Origin of the sequence: Arthrobacter citreus (assembly GCF_038405225.1) — a bacterium.
In the GTDB taxonomy this organism is placed as follows: domain Bacteria; phylum Actinomycetota; class Actinomycetes; order Actinomycetales; family Micrococcaceae; genus Arthrobacter_B; species Arthrobacter_B citreus_A.
The window spans coordinates 3393879-3411133 of sequence record NZ_CP151657.1; the positions used below are offsets into that span (position 1 = coordinate 3393879).

Below are 17255 nucleotides of genomic sequence, written 5' to 3' on the forward strand. Positions count from 1 at the left end.
CTTTTAGCGCAACGGAGGGTTCCCGCATCAGCGGGAACCCTCCGTTTTTGTCTGCCTGCGGGTCCCTTAGTTTCCCGGGCCGCCGCCCAGGGCGGGCGGCGCCGGAGGCAACGCCTGGGACCGGTTGCGCCGTCCCTGTCCCGTCACGACTACGGCCAGGCCGGCAAGGATAAGGCCCAGCCCGGCGTACGTTCCCGCCGGCAGCTGTTCGTTGAGGAAGACGGCGGCAAGAATCGCGGCTCCCGGAATCTCCAGCAGGATGATCATGGAGACCACCAGCGGTGAGATGACGGCCAGCAGGTGGTTGAACACGCTGTGTCCCAGGAGCTGGGCCACCACGGTGACAGCCAAGATTCCGGCCCATGCCGCCGGTTCAAACCCCACCAGCGGCTGGCCGAACGCCAGGCACATCACCAGCAGCAGGACCGAGCACAGGCCGTAGCAGAGGGACGTGTAGGTCCCCGTGCTCATCGTGGCCCGGGCCTTGCCTCCGGCAATGGTGTAGAGCCCGGCCAGCGCCCCTCCGGCCACGGCGAGCAGGTCCCCGATAAGTGCCTCCCGGGACAGGGCAAGGTCAAAGCCCGTAATGATGACGACGCCGATCAGGGAGGCACCCAGCCCGGCCAGCACCCGCGGGGCTACGGCAATGCCCCGAAACAGGTTGAAAAGCGCGATCCAGCCCGCCTGGAGGCACACCAGCGCCGTGGCCGCAGCCACCGAGGTGAGCTGCAGGGACGTAATGAAGCAGGCAAAGTGCAGGGCGAGGGCCACCGATGCCAGAGCCGTCCATTTGGTCTCTGACCTGGTCAGCCGGGTAAAGGTCCCGGGCCGCCGCAGCGCTGCCGGTGCGCCCATGACCACGGCACCAATGGCATTGCGCCAGAACGCAATGGCGAGGGCGGGGGCGGCCGTTGCGGCCATGATGGGACCGGAGGCCGAAACTCCGAGGACGCCGACCACGGCGAGGAAAACAATCACACAGCAACAATAGGTGACCGCGGAGAGCCGGCCCGTCCACAGGACCGGTCAGGGCCGGACAGGACCGGACAGGACAGGACCGGACAGGACAGGACCGGACAGGACCGGACAGGACCGGACAGGACCGGTCAGGGCCGGCGCCGGCTGCCAGGCCCCCCGGCACGGGTTGGGTCCTCAACGCGGAAGGGTCTTAAACGCGGAAAGTCCCGGCCGATGGCCGGGACTTTCTTTCGGTGGAGGCACGGGGACTCGAACCCCGAACCCCCTGCTTGCAAAGCAGGTGCGCTACCAATTGCGCCATGCCCCCGAAATGTGAACTCATCCAGTATAACCCACCCTGACCTGCGGTGGAACCGATTCATTCAGTATGGAAATCAATCAACCTTGTCGGTGGCCGACTTCCAAATGGATTTCTCCGCGGCAGTTTCCTGCCATTTTTTTACCGCAAGGATTCCCGCGACTGCCGCTGCAGCTACTGCCAGCAACTTCTTCACAGTGCCTCCTTGCCTAGTGGCTCATCACCTTGCGGTGATGTTCCGTGGGCGCACCAGGACTTGAACCTGGGACCTCTTCGTTATCAGCGAAGCGCTCTAACCGCCTGAGCTATGCGCCCCGATACCTTCTCGGGCCGAGATAAAACTTTACCCCACCTCTGCCGGGAACCCAAATCAGGATCCGGATTCGGCTCCAATTTCCTGCCCGGCCGGCAATTTTGCGGCGCCGGCCGGGCAAAAAATCGGATTTTCCGCTGTTTTTTCAGGCTCTAGTCGTCCGTCAGGGTGACGCCGATGCCGCCCACCAGGGTGGAGGCAATGTTGTACAGCACCGAGGCGAGCATCGACAGCGCCGTCAGCAGGAGCACGTTGACGACGGCGATGATGGTCGCGAAGGACACCACCTGACCCAGGGAAGCGAACTCCCGCAGGTCAAAGCCGCCGGACTCGGTCCCGGCGATATCGCCGAGCAGCGTGTTAACCCGGTCGAAGATCCCCGTCAGGTCCAGCACTGTCCACAGGACGATGGCCGCCACCACGGTGACCACGCCGAGGGCGACGGAGAGCAGGAACGCCATCTTCAGCACGGACCAGGGATCAATCTTGCTGACGAGCAGGCGGGCCTTGCGGGCCTTGGCCTTTGGTGCCGGCTTGACGAGCGGCTGCCGGTTGGCCGGTGCGCTCTGACCACCCCCGGGGCGCTGGGCCGGGCGCGCGGGTGTCTTTACCCGAGGGCCCGCGCCCGACGTCGACCTGGGATTTGAGTTGGTCGAGCTCACTCGTTACCTCCATCTTCTGCTGGCTGCGCTTCCTGCGCCGCCGTTTCGTCTGTAGCCAACGGTACTTCATTGGCATCGGTGCCTACAGACTCGGCTGCGGTCTGCGGGACTGTGTCACCGGTTCCGGCGCCGTCCACAGCGTCGTCTTCGTCGGCTTCTTCAATGCCGAGATCACGCTCGGAATTGCGCGCCACCGCAATGATGCGGTCGTTCTTGTCCGGCTTGGCAAAGATCACGCCCATGGTGTCGCGGCCCTTGGCCGGGACACCGGCGACGGAGGAACGGACCACCTTGCCGCCCTGCATGACCACCAGGACTTCGTCTTCCTCCTGGACAATCATGCCGCCCACCAGGTGCCCGCGGTCCTCGGCCAGCTTGGCAACCTTGATGCCCAGGCCGCCGCGGCCCTGGACCCGGTACTCGTCCACTGCGGTGCGCTTGGCATAGCCGCCCTCGGTGACGATGAAGACGTAGGAATCCTCGGTGACGACGTCGGCCGCCAGCAGTTCGTCATCCTCGCGGAACTTCATGCCGGTGACACCGGACGTGGCGCGGCCCATGGGCCGCAGCGCGTCGTCGGTGGCGGTGAAGCGCAGCGACTGGCCCTTGCGGGACACCAGCATCAGGTCATCGGTTTCGGAGACCAGCTGGGCGGAAACGAGTTCGTCGCCGTCGCGCAGGTTGATGGCAATGACACCGGCGGAACGGTTGGTGTCGTAGTCCTCCAGCCTGGTTTTTTTCACCAGTCCGCGCTTGGTCGCGAGGACCAGGTACGGGGCGGCGTCGTAGCCGGGCAGGTCCAGGACCTGGGCAATGTGTTCATCCGGCTGGAAAGCCAGCAGGTTGGCCACGTGCTGGCCCTTGGCGTCGCGTCCGGCCTCCACCAGTTCATAGGCCTTGGCGCGGTACACGCGGCCCAGGTTGGTGAAGAACAGCAGCCAGTGGTGCGTGGTGGTGACGAAGAAGTGCTCGACGACGTCGTCGCCGCGCAGCTGCGCGCCCTTGATGCCCTTGCCGCCGCGTGCCTGCTGGCGGTAGTTGTCGCTGCGGGTCCGCTTGACGTATCCGCCCCGCGTAATGGTGACCACCATTTCCTCTTCGGGAATGAGGTCTTCCATGCTCATGTCGCCGTCATAGCCCATGAGGATGTGCGTGCGCCGGTCGTCACCGTATTTGTCAGTGATTTCCCGCAGCTCTTCGCTGACGATCTGCCGCTGGCGTGCCTCGGACCCGAGGATCTCGTTGTACTCGGCGATCTCGATCTGCAGCTTGGCGTGCTGGTCCTGGATTTTCTGGCGTTCCAGGGCGGCCAGGCGGCGCAGCTGCATGTCCAGGATGGCCTGGGCCTGCAGTTCGTCAATGTCCAGCAGGCCCATCAGGCCGGTGCGGGCCTCCTCCACCGTGGTGGAGCGGCGGATCAGGGCAATGACGTCGTCCAGGGCATCCAGTGCCTTGAGCAGGCCCAGCAGGATGTGGGCCACTTCCTCGGCCTTGCGCAGCCGGTAGCGGGTGCGCCGGACAATCACTTCGAGCTGGTGGGTGACCCAGTGGCGGATGAAGGCGTCCAGGCTCAGGGTGCGCGGCACCCCGTCCACGATGGCCAGCATGTTGGCGCCGAAGTTTTCCTGCAGCTGGGTGTGCTTGTAGAGGTTGTTCAGCACCACCTTGGGCACGGCGTCGCGCTTGAGCACGATGACCAGGCGCTGGCCGGTGCGGCCCGAGGTTTCATCGCGCATGTCGGCGATGCCGGAGACCTTGCCGTCCTTGACGAGCTCGGCGATCTTGATCGCCAGGTTGTCGGGGTTGGCCTGGTAGGGGAGCTCGGTGACCACGAGGCAGGTGCGGCCCTGCAGCTCTTCGACGTTGACGACGGCACGCATGGTGATGGAGCCGCGGCCGGTGCGGTAGGCGTCCTCGATGCCCTTGTGGCCCAGGATCTGGGCGCCCGTGGGGAAGTCCGGGCCCTTGATGCGGCGGATCAGTTCCTCGAGCAGGACGTCATTGGGGGCTTCCGGGTTTTCCAGGTACCACTGGACGCCGTCGGCCACTTCGCGCAGGTTGTGCGGCGGAATGTTGGTGGCCATGCCCACGGCGATGCCGGAGGAGCCGTTGACCAGGAGGTTCGGGAAGCGTGACGGCAGGATGGTGGGTTCCTGGTTCCGGCCGTCATAGTTGTCCATGAAATCGACGGTTTCCTCGTCGATGTCGCGGACCATTTCCATGGCCAGCGGGGCCATTTTGGTTTCCGTGTACCGGGGTGCCGCGGCGCCGTCGTTGCCGGGGGAGCCGAAGTTGCCCTGTCCCAGCGCCAGCGGGTAACGCATGGTCCAGTCCTGGATCAGGCGGACCAGGGCGTCGTAGATGGCCGAGTCGCCGTGCGGGTGGTACTGGCCCATGACTTCGCCGACCACGCGCGCGCACTTGTTGAACGAGCGCTCCGGGCGGTAGCCGCCGTCGAACATTGCGTACAGGACGCGGCGGTGCACGGGCTTCAGCCCGTCGCGCACATCCGGCAGGGCACGCCCGACGATAACCGCCATGGCGTAATCCAGGTAGGACCGCTGCATTTCAGTCTGCAGGTCGATCTGTTCAACCCGGTCTGAGAGGGTCTCTTCACTCATTGGTTGTTCCGTTCTTCAAAAGCTCTGTAAATCCGCGGGCGCAGGGAGGTGGCGGTTTTCCTAGATGTCCAGGAAGCGCACGTCCTTGGCATTCTGCTGGATGAAGTTGCGGCGGGATTCGACATCCTCGCCCATGAGGACGGAGAAAATCTGGTCCACGGCTGCGGCGTCGTCCATGGTGACCTGCAGCAGCGTGCGGTGGTCCGGATCCATGGTGGTGTCCCAGAGCTCGGTGTAGTCCATTTCGCCCAGGCCCTTGTAGCGCTGGATGCCGTTGTCCTTGGGCAGGCGCTGGTTGTTTGCCAGGCCGCGGGCCACGACTTCGTCGCGTTCGCGGTCGCTGTACACGTAGTCGTGGGCATGGTTGGACCACTTGATGCGGTACAGCGGCGGCTGCGCCAGGTAAACGAAACCGCTCTCGATCAGGGGCCGCATGTAGCGGAAGAGCAGCGTCAGCAGCAGGGTGGTAATGTGCTGGCCGTCAACGTCGGCATCGGCCATCAGCACAATCTTGTGATAGCGGGCCTTCTCCACATCGAAGTCCTCGCCAATGCCTGCGCCGAAGGCGGTGATCATGGACTGGACTTCAGCGTTGCCCAGCGCCCGGTCCAGACGCGCGCGCTCCACGTTCAGGATCTTGCCGCGCAGCGGCAGGATGGCCTGGGTCTCGGGGTTGCGGCCGCGGACGGCGGAACCGCCGGCCGAGTCGCCCTCCACGATGTAGATTTCGGACTTGGAAGGATCCTTGGAGGAGCAGTCCTTGAGCTTGCCGGGCATCCCGCCGGATTCCAGCAGTCCCTTGCGGCGCGTTGATTCGCGGGCCTTGCGGGCAGCGAGGCGGGCCTGGGATGCCTGGATGGACTTGCGGATGACGTCGCGGGCGGGGCCGGGGTTGCGTTCGAGCCAGTCGCCCAGCTGGTCGGTGACCACGCGCTGCACGAAGCCCTTGACCTCGGAGTTGCCCAGCTTGGTCTTCGTCTGGCCCTCGAACTGCGGCTCGGCCAGTTTCACGGAAATGACGGCGGTCAGGCCCTCGCGGATGTCATCACCGGTGAGGTTGTCATCCTTTTCCTTGATGATGTTCTTCTCACGGGCGTAGCGGTTGATCAGCGACGTCATGGCGGCGCGGAAACCCTCTTCGTGGGTGCCGCCCTCATGGGTATTGATCGTGTTGGCGTAGGTGTGCACGCTCTCGGAGTACGCCGTGGTCCACTGCAGGGCCATTTCCACGGCCATCTTCTTGTCATTGTCTTCGGTTTCGAAGGCAATGACGTCGTCGTGGATGGCCTCGTACTTCTTGGACGAGTTCAGGTGCTTGACGTAGTCCAGCAGCCCGTCCTTGTACATGTAGTCCACCACGCGGTGCTTGGGGCCGGTGTCTTCGCCCTCTTCGCCGGGGGCAGCGGTGATTTCTTCGGTGTCCTCCTCCAGTGTCCGCTCGTCCGTGAGCACAATGCGCAGTCCCTTATTGAGGAAGGCCATCTGCTGGAAGCGGGCACGGAGGGTTTCGAAGTCGAATTCCGTGGATTCGAAAATGGTGGCATCGGGGTAGAACGTCTGCGTGGTTCCGGTGGCTTCCGTGGCCTCGCCCTTGCGCAGGCCGCCCACCGGGTGGCCGCCGTCGGCGAAGGACTGGTGCCAGACAAAACCCTGCCGGCGGATTTCGGTTTCCACCCGTGAGGAGAGTGCGTTGACCACTGAGATGCCGACGCCGTGCAAACCACCGGAGACGGCGTAACCGCCGCCGCCGAACTTGCCGCCGGCGTGCAGGATGGTCATGACCACCTGGACGGTGGGCATGTTTTCCGTCGGGTGCATGTCCACCGGAATGCCGCGGCCGTTGTCCTCGACGCGGACACCGCCGTCTGCCTGCAGCGTGATGTCGATCCGGTCGCAGTAGCCGGCCAGGGCCTCGTCCACCGAGTTGTCGACCACTTCGTAGACCAGGTGGTGCAGGCCGCGGGGTCCGGTGGAACCGATGTACATGCCGGGGCGCTTGCGAACTGCTTCGAGGCCCTCCAGTACGGTAATTTCATTGGCGCCGTACTCATGCGGAGTGGCCACATCAGGTTCGCTGTGGTTCTCTGCTGTTACGTCAGCGTTGTCCATCTCATTGTCGTTAGCCACAGGTGCTGTCGACTCCTCAGGGTATTGGTCAAATTTTGACGCCTCTCCGCAGGACAGGCGTCTCAACTACCAATTCTACCGTGCCGCAGGGGTCATTACGTCCCAAAACACCCTCTAAGCGGCCACCAAAGCTGGGTTTGAGCCTATATCCACCCCGTCTCTAGGTCCGGATATGGCTGGAGGGGTGCCAGAGCCGCTAAAAGCCACAGAGCAACTGTGACCGGGAGCGCTTTTGGCTCCCCGTGAACATCGCCGGCGCTTCCCGCCAAGACCCGGAACCGGACGGAGAACTGCTATCCGTAGGTGTCCCGCGGGCCGCGTCCCTTGACACTGCGCAGCCCCTTGCGCCAGTTTGGTGCGGCCGGGCCAATCACTTCGATTTTGGTGACGACGCCGGGGCCGAGTTCGGCGTCGAAGCGGCTGATCAGTGAGCTGCGCAGCAGCCGCAGCTGAGTTGCCCACGCGGTGGAATCACAGCGCACCTGAACGGTCGTGTCCGAAAAGGACTCCGGTTTACAGTGGGCGCTGACCTCTGCTCCCACCAGTTCCTCCCAGCGGGAGATCACCGAACCGACGGCAACGGGGGAGTTCCAGCCGCGTTCACTGACAAAGCGGTTGAAGACTTTGCCCACGCCCTGGGGATCCCGGCCGGTGTATTCGCCGGGAACGAACGGCAGGGCCGCGCGCCGGTGTCCGGCTTTGCGCCGGCCAGCGGGGATCCGCTGATTGCCCCGTGCCTGGGCCGCCTGCCGCATGCGGTTCAGCTGGGCCTGGGCCGCATCCTGCCGGACCTCGGTTTCCTCAGCCCCCTGCTTGTCCTTGGCTCCGGCGGGCGGAAGGCCGGCCCGGGGATCTGGTGTGGTGCCGCCTGCGCCGGTTCCGTCAGAGGGCGGGAACACTGATGCCTCCGGGAACCACCGTGATGACTTCGCCCGCCAGCGCCTCAGGGATGTCTCCGGCCACGGCGGCGGTCACAAGGACCTGCTCGGCTCCCGACACGATGCCGGCCAGCCGGTTGCGCCGCTGTACATCGAGTTCGGCGAAAACATCGTCCAGGATCAGGATGGGTCCGGCGCCGGAACTCTCGTCGTCGCTGAGGAGCAGGTAATACGTTCCCAGGCGCAGCGCCAGCGCAAAGGACCAGGTTTCTCCGTGGGACGCATAGCCCTTGGCGGGAGCCTGGCCCAGGATGAGCTCCAGGTCATCGCGGTGCGGTCCCACCAGGGAGACTCCGCGTTCGATTTCCCGGCGGCGGTTGGCAAGGAAGGCGGCGAGGAAGCGTTCGGTAAGTTCCGCTTCCGTCAGCGCGTACAGCTCGTCCGGATCGGAATCTCCGGTGACGGCGCCGTCGTCGTTCACTGCCCCCTGGAGCGTGGAGCGGTACACCGCCCGGGCGGTTTTGGTGCCGTCTGTCAGGTCCCGGTAAGCGCTCTGCAGATGCGGCTGCAGCCTGCTCAGGGCCTGCAGCCTGGCCGACAGGAGCCGGGCTCCGGCCACGGCCATGTGCTGGTCCCACACTTCAAGGGTGGCTTCGTGGGAAGAGGTGAACCGGCCTGCGGCCCTGGCTGATTTCAGCAGGGCATTGCGCTGTTTGAGGACCCGTTCATAATCGCTGCGCGTGGCGGAGTGGTGGGGCACCAGGGACACGATCAGATCGTCAATGAACTTGCGCCGGCTGGAGGGATCGCCCTTGACCAGGGTCAGGTCCTCGGGGGCGAAGAGCACCGTTCGGCACAGCCCAAGGATGTCGCGTGCCCGCACCGGATTGGCCCGGTTAATCCGGGCCCGGTTGGTGCGTCCGGGATTCAGTTCAAGCTCAACGCTGGTGCGCTGGGTTCCCCTCACCAGGCGGGCACGGACCAGTGCCTGACCCGCGTCAAAGGCGACCAGGGGAGCATCAGTGCTGACCCGGTGGGAGGACAGCGACGCCAGATAGCCGATGGCTTCAACGATGTTGGTTTTCCCGGTTCCGTTCGGACCGACAAAAACCGTCACTCCGGGCTTGAGTTCCAGATCCAGCTGCGCATAGCTGCGAAAACCTGTCAGGGAGAGGTAATCAACGTACAAGCCTGCCCACCTTTGCCCTGCCTTTTTCCAGTGTTTGATCCTGCGTTCCCGTCCGGTGTGCCCGGTGGATCCGTTCTGTCTTCCAGCGTACTGCCGCCGGCAGATTATTCCGGGCTGCCGGTGCCGTCAACGGCAGCCGGAGGCTGCACCCCGGACTGCGTTCCGTCATTGTCGCCGGCCGGTTTTACCGCGTGCCCGCCGAATTGATTCCGCAGTGCGGCCACCATCTTCATCGCCGGCGATTCATCCTGCCGGGACGCGAACCTGGCGTAGAGGGCCGCGGTTATGGCGGGCGCCGGAATACCGCCGGCCACCGCTTCCTCCACTGTCCACCGCCCGGCCCCGGAGTCCTCGGCATAACCAGCTATCCGGCTCAGTTCGGGATCATCCTCCAGCGCGTTAACCACCAGATCCAGCAGCCACGACCGGATCACCGTGCCGTCCTGCCAGGCATGCATGACGCCGGGAACGTTCGTGATGATGTCCTTGGCCGCCAGCAGTTCGTACCCTTCGGCGTAGGCCTGCATGAGGCCGTATTCGATGCCGTTGTGAATCATCTTTGCGTAGTGTCCGGCACCGATGCTGCCCGCGTGCACAAAGCTCCGCTCTCGGCTTCCGCCTGGCCGCAGGGCGTCAAACACCGGCATGGCCAGCGCAATGTCCTCATCGCTGCCGCCCACCATCAGTGCGTAGCCGTTTTCCTGGCCCCAGACACCTCCGGAGACACCGCAGTCGACATAGCGGATACCGGCCGAAGCCAGCTTTTGCGCGTTCCGGAGGTCGGCGTCGTACCGGGAGTTGCCGCCGTCGATGATCAGATCACCGCTGGACAGCACCTCGGCCAGCTCCGCGATCACCGCGTCAGTGACGGCTCCGGCCGGAACCATAACCCACACCACCCGTGGTGAGGGCAGATCCGCAGCCAGCTCCGTCAGCGACATCACATCGCTCACCACCGGGTTGCGGTCGAATCCGGTGACGTCGATCCCGTTGCGCCGCAGCCGTTCCCGCATGTGGAAACCCATTTTGCCGAGTCCTATGAGGCCTACATGCATATCGGGTTCCTCTTTCCTGAGTCCTGGCGGGAACGGCCCCGCTGCTACTGGTTTGGCAGCCGGACCGGCATCAGCAGGTACCGGTAGTCTTCCCGGTCATCACCGGTGAGTTCTTCCTGAGCTGAGATGACGGCGGGCTTGGGCGGTGTCGTAAAGGAGAACCGCACGTATTTGCTGGGGAATGCTCCCAGACCCTCGCTGAGGTAGTGCGGATTGAAGGCAACCGTGATGTCGTCGCCAATCAGGGACGCTTCCAGTGCCTCGGAAGCCTGTGCGTCCTCGCCCGTGCCTGCATCGAGCGTGACCTGGCCGTCGGTGAAGGCAAGGCGAACGGGGGTGTTCCGTTCGGCAACCAGGGATACGCGGCGGACGGCCTCCACGAGGGCACTTGTTTCCACGGTGGCGTGAATTGGCGTGTTGTCCGGGAACAGAGAGCGGATCTTGGGGTAATCCCCGTCCACGAGCAGCGACGTGGTGCGGCGGCCGCCGCTTTCGAAGCCAATCAGCTCGCTGTCATCGGAGAACGCAATGTTCAGGTCTCCGCCGCCGCCGAGGGTCTTGGCCACTTCGTTCAGGGTCTTGGCTTTCACCAGCGCGCTGGTGGAGATTCCCGCGGTGGCCGGTTTCCAGGACAGCTCACGCAGCGCAAGGCGGTACCGGTCAGTGGCGAGGAAGGTGATGAGATCATCTTCGATTTCCATCCGGACACCGGTCAGGATGGGCAGGGTGTCATCGCGGCTGGCGGCAATGATGACCTGTGACACGGCCTGGGCGAAGGCATCGCCGTCGACGACGCCGCTGACCTCTGGAAGGGCCGGAAGTTCCGGATACTCGGCAACCGGCATGGTGGCCAGGTTGAAGCGGCTGTTCCGGCAGGTCAGCGTGACCTTGGAACCGTCGGTTTCAACTTCCACGGGTGCCGACGGCAGGCTGCGGCAAATTTCCGCCAGGAGCCGGCCGGAGACCAGGATGGTGCCCTCTTCCGCGATATCGGCGGCAATCTGAAGCCGGGCAGAAATTTCGTAGTCGAAGCTGGCAATGCTCAGTGATCCGCTCTCCGCCCTGATCAGCAGGCCCGAGAGAACCGGGACCGGGGGACGCGGGGAGAGGGAACGCGCTGTCCATGTAACCGCTTCGGCCAGGACATCCCGCTCAACTCTGAACTTCACTGAAGGGTGCCGCCTTTCACAACGTACTTCTCAGTACAACTGAATCTTCATGACAAGTGAGGGAGCATCGCGGGCCCTGCAGCGCCGCAGCTGCGCCGCATTCGAGGCACCACCTTGGGATGGAGCCGCGGATGACAACAATACTCTGTGTCAGCTTAGCTTCCGACCCGCTGTTCATGCACGGTCTTCGGCTCGCCGCTGATCCCGGGTCTGCTCTTTGCGGAAGACATCCGATGTTCGTTCAGTGGATGTGCGAGATGTGGTCCGGAAAGGTCAGATGTTATTTGGTGGAACTGAATTTCTTAAGGTTCGTAGTGTTAATAACTCCTGTGGATACTGTGGATAACCCAGCCCATCGTCGCATCATGGCGTTTTAAGCCTGTGGATAACCTGTGGGTCCACGCTGCGGCGAACTCGGCGGGCTGTGGGGAACTTTTATGTAATTCCGCGTATCCACAGGGAACTGCTGCCTACAGGGAGTTATCCACCGGGTTATCCACAGCCTTGTCCACATCTGTTAATTCGAAGCCCCTGCGGGGCTGTAAATCCCCGCCACTCCGCGGATTTATGCCTCGCGCTGCTGCTGCTTGATCCGGTTGGTAAGTTCCGTGACCTGGTTGTAGATGGCCCGGCGCTCCGCCATGAGCTCACGGATTTTCCGGTCCGCGTGGATGACCGTGGTGTGATCCCTGCCCCCGAGCTCCTGTCCAATCTTGGGGAGCGACATGTCCGTCAGTTCGCGGCACAGGTACATGGCGATCTGCCGGGCGGTCACCAACGTCCGGGTCCGGGATTTCGAGCACAGTTCCTCCAGACTGATCTGGAAGTAGGCCGCCGTCTGCCCGAGGATCGACGCGGCGGTGATTTCCTGGGCGCCGTCGTCGGTAATCAGGTCCTTGAGGACAATTTCGGCCAACCCAACGTCCACCTGCTGCCGGTTCAGGCTGGCGAACGCCGTTACCCGGATCAGCGCGCCTTCCAGTTCCCGGATATTCGTGGAGATCTTGGACGCGATGTACTCCAACACATCGTCCGGGGCGCTGAGGCTGTCGCCGATGGCCTTCTTGCGCAGGATCGCAATCCGGGTTTCAAGCTCCGGCGGCTGGACATCGGTCAACAGGCCCCACTCGAAGCGGGAGCGCATGCGTTCTTCGAACCCGGAGAGCTGCTTGGGCGGCAGGTCGGAGGTGATGACGACCTGCTTGTTGTGGTTGTGCAGGGCATTAAAGGTGTGGAAGAACTCTTCCTGTGTGGCGTCCTTGTTGGCCAGGAACTGAATGTCGTCAATGAGCAGGATGTCCACATTGCGGTACAGCTGCTTGAAGCTGGCGCCTTCGTCATACCGGATCGAGTTGATGAAGTCGTTGGTGAACTCTTCGGAATTCACGTACCGGACGCGGATGCCGGTGTAGAGGTGGCGCGCGTAGTGTCCGATCGCGTGCAGCAGGTGGGTCTTGCCCAGCCCGGAGTCACCATAGATGAACAGCGGGTTGTAGGCCTTGGCCGGAGCCTCAGCCACCGCCACGGCGGCGGCGTGGGCAAACCGGTTGGAGGAACCGATGACGAAGGTTTCGAAGACGTACTTGGGGTTCAGCCGGCCAAACTCCTGGGACGTGCTGGGCGGAGTCGGCGACGGAGCGCTTTCCCCGCTGGGGACCGGGCTGGGAGCAGGCTGCTCGGGTTCCGGCTCGGGATCCGCCTTCACCGCGGGGATCATGTCCGAGTCAATAACGAAGGCACACTGAATGTCGGCCTGGAAGACGCCGCGGAGCACCTCGTCGAGGATGTGTTTGAGCTGGGTCTGGAGGACTTCGCGGGTGAGCTCGTTCGGAACGGCCACCAGCAGTGTGGTTCCGATCAGCCCCTGAGCCTGGGCCAAAACCACGAAGCCGCGCTGCCTCGGGGAGACGCGGTCGTCGGTTTCCAGTGTCCGAATGACCTTGCGCCAGGAACTGCCGACGTCGTTGATTTCGTCCGTGCCCACAAAAACCTCTCGTGATCGCCCTCAGCGGTCTCAGAAAACATGGAAGCCCGATCGGGGTTCCGGCGGTTCATCCACAGAGTTATACACAGTTGGTGGATAAAACGCCCGTGGCCAAGCCTAGAGGATGATTTACCCCGGTGGTAGCTGGATTCCGGCTGTGGACAGCCGCTGGGACTGGGCTCACATGGCCCCGTGCCGAGGCCCGCGCACGGCAGTTGTCCACAGGTGTGGATGTAATTGTATAAACAGGGCATGGACGTGATGCCCTGCTGCCCGGTTTGACTGGCGGCGGTCCTGCCCCTAACGTGGAGTAGTCCTTTGTGTCTGCTATCTGCACTCATTCATGCCCATCAGGGTTCTGGGAATCAGGGTCCAGGTCCGGGTTGAGAGCAGTCAGAACACATGAAATAAGCGCCGCTTGTTCTTCCCCCTTGTCGTAGCAAGCCAGCGCAACTCAGATTGTCTTGGAGTAACTACCGTGAGCAAGCGGACTTTTCAGCCGAATAACCGCCGTCGTGCCAAGAAGCACGGCTTCCGCCTTCGCATGCGTACCCGTGCCGGCCGTGGAATCCTTTCCGCACGCCGCGCCAAGGGCCGTACCGAACTGTCGGCATAAATAGCCTCAAGTTTGTCGATGCTGCCTACAAGCAGCCCCGTCTTCGATTCCAGGTGGTCTGAATGCTGGCCGTAGGGAACCGGGTGCGGACATCGGCCGATTTTTCTTTTACTGTACGTTCCGGTGCCCGCAGTGGGCGCCGGAACGTCGTGTTATATGCGGTGTCCAAGGGGCCAGCCCCTACCCGCGTAGGCTTCATCGTCGCGAAAAGCGTCGGGAACGCCGTGACACGGAACCTCGTTAAGAGAAGACTGAGAGAAGCAGCTGCCCAAAGTCTGCGTGAGTATCCCACCGGGTTCGATATTGTCGTCCGTGCGTTGCCGCCGGCGGCAACCGCGTCGTGGCAGGAGCTTCGCACGGATTACCTTGGTGCGCTGCGCACCTGTGCGGGGAAACTTGACCGCACCCGAACTCCGAGCCAGAAGGGGTGAAACGCTGATGAGCCGTTCCGGGACCGATCCGGTAAGGGCTGTTCCGGCGATTGCCCGCGGCGTATGGAATCTTCCACGCTTCCTTCTGATGGGCTTCTTAATGGCCTACCGCAAAACCATTTCGCCTCTGTACGGACCGGTCTGCAGGTTTTTTCCCTCCTGTTCCGCATATGCTCTTGAAGCCGTAACTGTTCACGGTGCCGTCCGCGGCACCTGGTTGGCGGCGCGCCGGCTTGCCCGCTGCCATCCGTGGAACGACGGCGGCGTGGACCATGTCCCGCCTGGACACAGGATTTGGGACCAGGAAAAGGTTCCGAGGATTATTGTGCTGAATCATCCCGTGATTCCAGCCGACGAAGACAGCCGCGAAGCGGCTTAGGAGAGTAAATGGGTTTCTTCGAGACGATACTGTTCCCCTTTAAGTGGGTAGTGTCCTGGATTATGTGGATCTTCCACGAGGGATTTGTCTTCCTCGGGATGGACGAAGCATCGGGCTGGACCTGGACGTTGTCCATCATCGGCCTCGTCATCGTGATCCGTGCCGCGCTGATTCCGGTCTTCGTGAAGCAGATCAAGGCCCAGCGCGGGATGCAGTCGCTGCAGCCGGACCTGAAGAAACTCCAGCAGAAGTACAAGGGCAAGACCGACCAGCTTTCGCGTCAGGCAATGACGCAGGAGCAGATGGCGCTCTACAAGAAGCACGGGACCAACCCGTTTGCCGCCTGCCTGCCAATGCTGATCCAGATGCCGTTCTTCTTCGCCCTGTTCCAGGTGCTGAACGGTGTATCGAAGGCCAGCGACAGCGGCGAAAAAATTGGTGCCCTGTCACCGGAAGCCATCCAGCAGTTTGATGCGGCCACCATTCTCGGCGCTCCGCTATCCTCCTCGCTGCTGCACGGCGGCGGCGGAGACGGCCAGGTGGCCGTCGTCATCCTCTCCATCATCATGATCCTGGCCATGACCGCTTCGCAGTTCATCACGCAGAAGCAGATCATGTCCAAGAACATGTCCGAGGAAGCCTTGGCCAGCCCGTTCATGCGGCAGCAGAAGATGATGCTCTACATCCTGCCGTTGGTCTTCGGCATCGGTGGCATCAACTTCCCGATCGGTGTGCTCATCTACTGGACCACCACCAACCTCTGGACCATGGGTCAGCAGTTCTTCGTTATCCGCCGGATGCCGACTCCCGGCTCCCCCGCAGCGAAGGCGCTGGCCGACCGCCGCGCCAAGAAGGGTCTGCCAATGACCCCGCTTCTGGGGGAGGCCAAGGGCGACGCCGCCGAGCCTGCGCCGGTGGCCACTAAAACCCAGCGTCAGCAGCCCCAGCGGAAGAACAGGAAAAGGCGATGACCTCCGAGCCCGTGGCGGAATCCTCTGACAATGCATCCGAGCTTGTGGAAGAAGCCCCGGTTGCTGCGGATGAGATGGCGGAACCGCGCGGTCCCGGACGCCTCGAAGAAGAGGGCGACGTAGCGGCGGACTATCTCGAGGAACTGCTTGATATTGCCGATATTGACGGCGACATCGACATTGAGGTTCGTCACGGGCGGACCTACATTTCCATCGTTGCCGAAGAGGGTGACACCACGGGCCTGCAGGCCCTGGTGGGAGGGGACGGCGCAGTCCTCGAGGCATTGCAGGAGCTGACCCGGCTGGCGGTCCTCACGGCCACGGAGAGCCGTTCGCGGCTGGTCCTGGACATCACCGGCTACCGCAGGGAGCGGGGCGCGCAGCTGCAGGTCATAGCCGAGCAGGCAGTGAGCAGGGCCAAGGAAGACGGACAGGACGTAGCGCTGCGTCCGATGAGCGCCTATGAACGCAAGATTGTCCACGACGCCGTTGCGGACCTGGGACTCGTCAGCGAGTCCGAGGGCGAAGGGGAAGAGCGCCACATAGTGGTGTCGCTGCCTGAATCGTAGGGCACATTCGTAGCTGGAAAACTGCACCGCAGACAAGGAATTACCACGTGGTTGAAACAACGCCCGCTGAACGCACGGCGGCGGAAAAGATTTTTGGTTCCCGGCTTGAACTGGCCGAGCGCTACGTAGAACACCTGGCGACGTCCGGCATGGAACGCGGACTGTTGGGCCCGCGGGAGGTTCCCAGGCTGTGGAGCCGGCACGTCTTGAACTGCGCCGTCGTGGCTGACCTGATTGACGAAAACGCACGGGTGGCCGACGTCGGCAGCGGCGCCGGCCTGCCCGGGCTTTGCCTGGCGATTGCCCGCCCGGATCTGCAGCTGACCCTCATTGAACCGCTCGAGCGCCGGGTGATCTGGCTTAATGAGGTCGTTGAGGATCTGGGCCTGGAAAATGTCACTGTGATCCGCGGACGCGCCGAGCAGGTTATCGACGACGTCGAGGCGGATGTTGTCACGGCCCGCGCGGTTTCCGCCCTGGGCTCGCTGGCCGGACTGACGATTCCCCTGTTGAAGGGGAAGGGCGTGGTGCTGGCCATCAAGGGCCGAAGCGCGGAAGAAGAGATACAAAAGGCAGCCAAAGCCATCCGCAAGCTTGGGGGCAGGGAAACCTCGATCCTGACCGCGGGTGAGGGTCTGCTTGAGGAGCACACGACGGTGGTCCGCATCCGCGTCGGGTAGCGGGCATGATCTTATGCACACACCGGGTGTGATCCGGGATATTTGCCGGGCACCGGATAGGCTAGATGAACTGATGCCTATGTTTGGAAAGTGAGCCTGTCCAGGTGAGTGCGCGCCGTGATTCCGCTGCAAAACGGATTCCACCCTTTGCAGCGTTGGGTTCTGCCCTCTCGGCACAGTTCTCCAGGATTCAACCCCAAATGTTTGCAAACAACCAAACAGCGGTTCCGGCTGCTCAGCCTGAGCCGGTTCCGCAAGCGATAGAAGCTCCGATGGACAAAGCTGTTGTTCCCGAGCAGGTTGTCCCGGGGACCGTCCATCCGGAATCTGCTGCG

The 17255-nt window shown here is 63.1% G+C and carries 16 protein-coding genes and 2 tRNA genes; 6 read left to right on the forward strand and 12 right to left on the reverse strand.

Annotated elements, in window-relative coordinates:
• Positions 1-66: 66 nt before the first annotated feature.
• From AAE021_RS15725 to dnaA, 12 genes are all read right to left on the reverse strand, one after another.
• A complete protein-coding gene (locus AAE021_RS15725; RefSeq protein WP_342023240.1) occupies positions 67-978 on the reverse strand; it encodes a DMT family transporter in 912 nt (303 codons plus the stop codon).
• Between the two features lie 234 nt (positions 979-1212).
• A tRNA-Ala gene (locus AAE021_RS15730) sits at positions 1213-1285 on the reverse strand.
• A 67-nt stretch (positions 1286-1352) separates the two neighbouring features.
• Positions 1353-1472 carry a DLW-39 family protein gene (locus tag AAE021_RS15735; protein ID WP_342023241.1) on the reverse strand — a complete coding sequence of 40 codons (120 nt, stop codon included), beginning with the start codon at positions 1470-1472 and terminating at the stop codon, positions 1353-1355.
• A 45-nt stretch (positions 1473-1517) separates the two neighbouring features.
• Positions 1518-1591 (reverse strand) — tRNA-Ile (locus tag AAE021_RS15740).
• A gap of 150 nt (positions 1592-1741) precedes the next feature.
• A complete protein-coding gene (locus AAE021_RS15745; protein WP_152220854.1) occupies positions 1742-2251 on the reverse strand; it encodes a DUF3566 domain-containing protein in 510 nt (169 codons plus the stop codon).
• A complete protein-coding gene (gene gyrA, locus AAE021_RS15750; RefSeq protein ID WP_342023242.1) occupies positions 2248-4872 on the reverse strand; it encodes a DNA gyrase subunit A in 2625 nt (874 codons plus the stop codon). The genes AAE021_RS15745 and gyrA overlap by 4 nt, the downstream gene beginning before the upstream one ends.
• Positions 4873-4932: 60 nt before the next feature.
• A complete protein-coding gene (gene gyrB / locus AAE021_RS15755; protein ID WP_425362411.1) occupies positions 4933-6999 on the reverse strand; it encodes a DNA topoisomerase (ATP-hydrolyzing) subunit B in 2067 nt (688 codons plus the stop codon).
• A gap of 293 nt (positions 7000-7292) precedes the next feature.
• A complete protein-coding gene (locus tag AAE021_RS15760; protein WP_342023243.1) occupies positions 7293-7898 on the reverse strand; it encodes a DUF721 domain-containing protein in 606 nt (201 codons plus the stop codon).
• Complete coding sequence (recF, locus tag AAE021_RS15765) at positions 7882-9066, reverse strand: DNA replication/repair protein RecF (RefSeq protein ID WP_342023244.1); 1185 nt, start codon at positions 9064-9066, stop codon at positions 7882-7884. The genes AAE021_RS15760 and recF overlap by 17 nt, the downstream gene beginning before the upstream one ends.
• A gap of 104 nt (positions 9067-9170) precedes the next feature.
• Entirely contained in the window at positions 9171-10121 is a 951-nt protein-coding gene (gnd, locus tag AAE021_RS15770; protein WP_342023245.1) for a phosphogluconate dehydrogenase (NAD(+)-dependent, decarboxylating), read from the reverse strand.
• Positions 10122-10165: 44 nt separating this feature from the next.
• Positions 10166-11290 (reverse strand): DNA polymerase III subunit beta, encoded by a 1125-nt coding sequence (gene dnaN, locus AAE021_RS15775; RefSeq protein ID WP_342023246.1) that lies wholly within the window; start codon positions 11288-11290, stop codon positions 10166-10168.
• A 565-nt stretch (positions 11291-11855) separates the two neighbouring features.
• The gene (gene dnaA / locus AAE021_RS15780) at positions 11856-13274 is read right to left on the reverse strand and encodes a chromosomal replication initiator protein DnaA (protein WP_342023247.1); all 1419 of its coding nucleotides are present in this window, start codon (positions 13272-13274) and stop codon (positions 11856-11858) included.
• Between the two features lie 478 nt (positions 13275-13752).
• On the opposite strand from dnaA, the gene rpmH reads away from it, so the two are divergent.
• The 6 genes from rpmH to rsmG all read left to right on the forward strand — a co-directional run bounded on the left by rpmH (position 13753) and on the right by rsmG (position 16920).
• Positions 13753-13890 carry a 50S ribosomal protein L34 gene (rpmH, locus tag AAE021_RS15785; protein WP_056010217.1) on the forward strand — a complete coding sequence of 46 codons (138 nt, stop codon included), beginning with the start codon at positions 13753-13755 and terminating at the stop codon, positions 13888-13890.
• A 62-nt stretch (positions 13891-13952) separates the two neighbouring features.
• Positions 13953-14321: a ribonuclease P protein component gene (gene rnpA / locus AAE021_RS15790; protein WP_342023249.1), complete on the forward strand. Its 369-nt coding sequence runs from the start codon at positions 13953-13955 to the stop codon at positions 14319-14321.
• A 7-nt stretch (positions 14322-14328) separates the two neighbouring features.
• Positions 14329-14700 carry a membrane protein insertion efficiency factor YidD gene (gene yidD / locus AAE021_RS15795; RefSeq protein ID WP_342023250.1) on the forward strand — a complete coding sequence of 124 codons (372 nt, stop codon included), beginning with the start codon at positions 14329-14331 and terminating at the stop codon, positions 14698-14700.
• Positions 14701-14708: 8 nt separating this feature from the next.
• Positions 14709-15671 carry a membrane protein insertase YidC gene (gene yidC, locus AAE021_RS15800; protein ID WP_342023251.1) on the forward strand — a complete coding sequence of 321 codons (963 nt, stop codon included), beginning with the start codon at positions 14709-14711 and terminating at the stop codon, positions 15669-15671.
• Positions 15672-15745: 74 nt separating this feature from the next.
• Entirely contained in the window at positions 15746-16240 is a 495-nt protein-coding gene (locus tag AAE021_RS15805) for a protein jag (protein WP_342025439.1), read from the forward strand.
• A 47-nt stretch (positions 16241-16287) separates the two neighbouring features.
• Complete coding sequence (rsmG, locus tag AAE021_RS15810; protein ID WP_342023252.1) at positions 16288-16920, forward strand: 16S rRNA (guanine(527)-N(7))-methyltransferase RsmG; 633 nt, start codon at positions 16288-16290, stop codon at positions 16918-16920.
• Positions 16921-17255 lie beyond the last annotated feature (335 nt).

What these genes read in the sequence shown, in the direction of transcription:
- gyrA (WP_342023242.1), bottom strand. Translation starts at nt 4,872, where the DNA reads ATGAGTGAAGAGACCCTCTCAGACCGGGTTGAACAGATCGACCTGCAG.
- gnd (WP_342023245.1), bottom strand. Translation starts at nt 10,121, where the DNA reads ATGCATGTAGGCCTCATAGGACTCGGCAAAATGGGTTTCCACATGCGG.
- rnpA (WP_342023249.1), top strand. Translation starts at nt 13,953, where the DNA reads ATGCTGGCCGTAGGGAACCGGGTGCGGACATCGGCCGATTTTTCTTTT.
- yidD (WP_342023250.1), top strand. Translation starts at nt 14,329, where the DNA reads ATGAGCCGTTCCGGGACCGATCCGGTAAGGGCTGTTCCGGCGATTGCC.
- yidC (WP_342023251.1), top strand. Translation starts at nt 14,709, where the DNA reads ATGGGTTTCTTCGAGACGATACTGTTCCCCTTTAAGTGGGTAGTGTCC.
- AAE021_RS15805 (WP_342025439.1), top strand. Translation starts at nt 15,746, where the DNA reads ATGGCGGAACCGCGCGGTCCCGGACGCCTCGAAGAAGAGGGCGACGTA.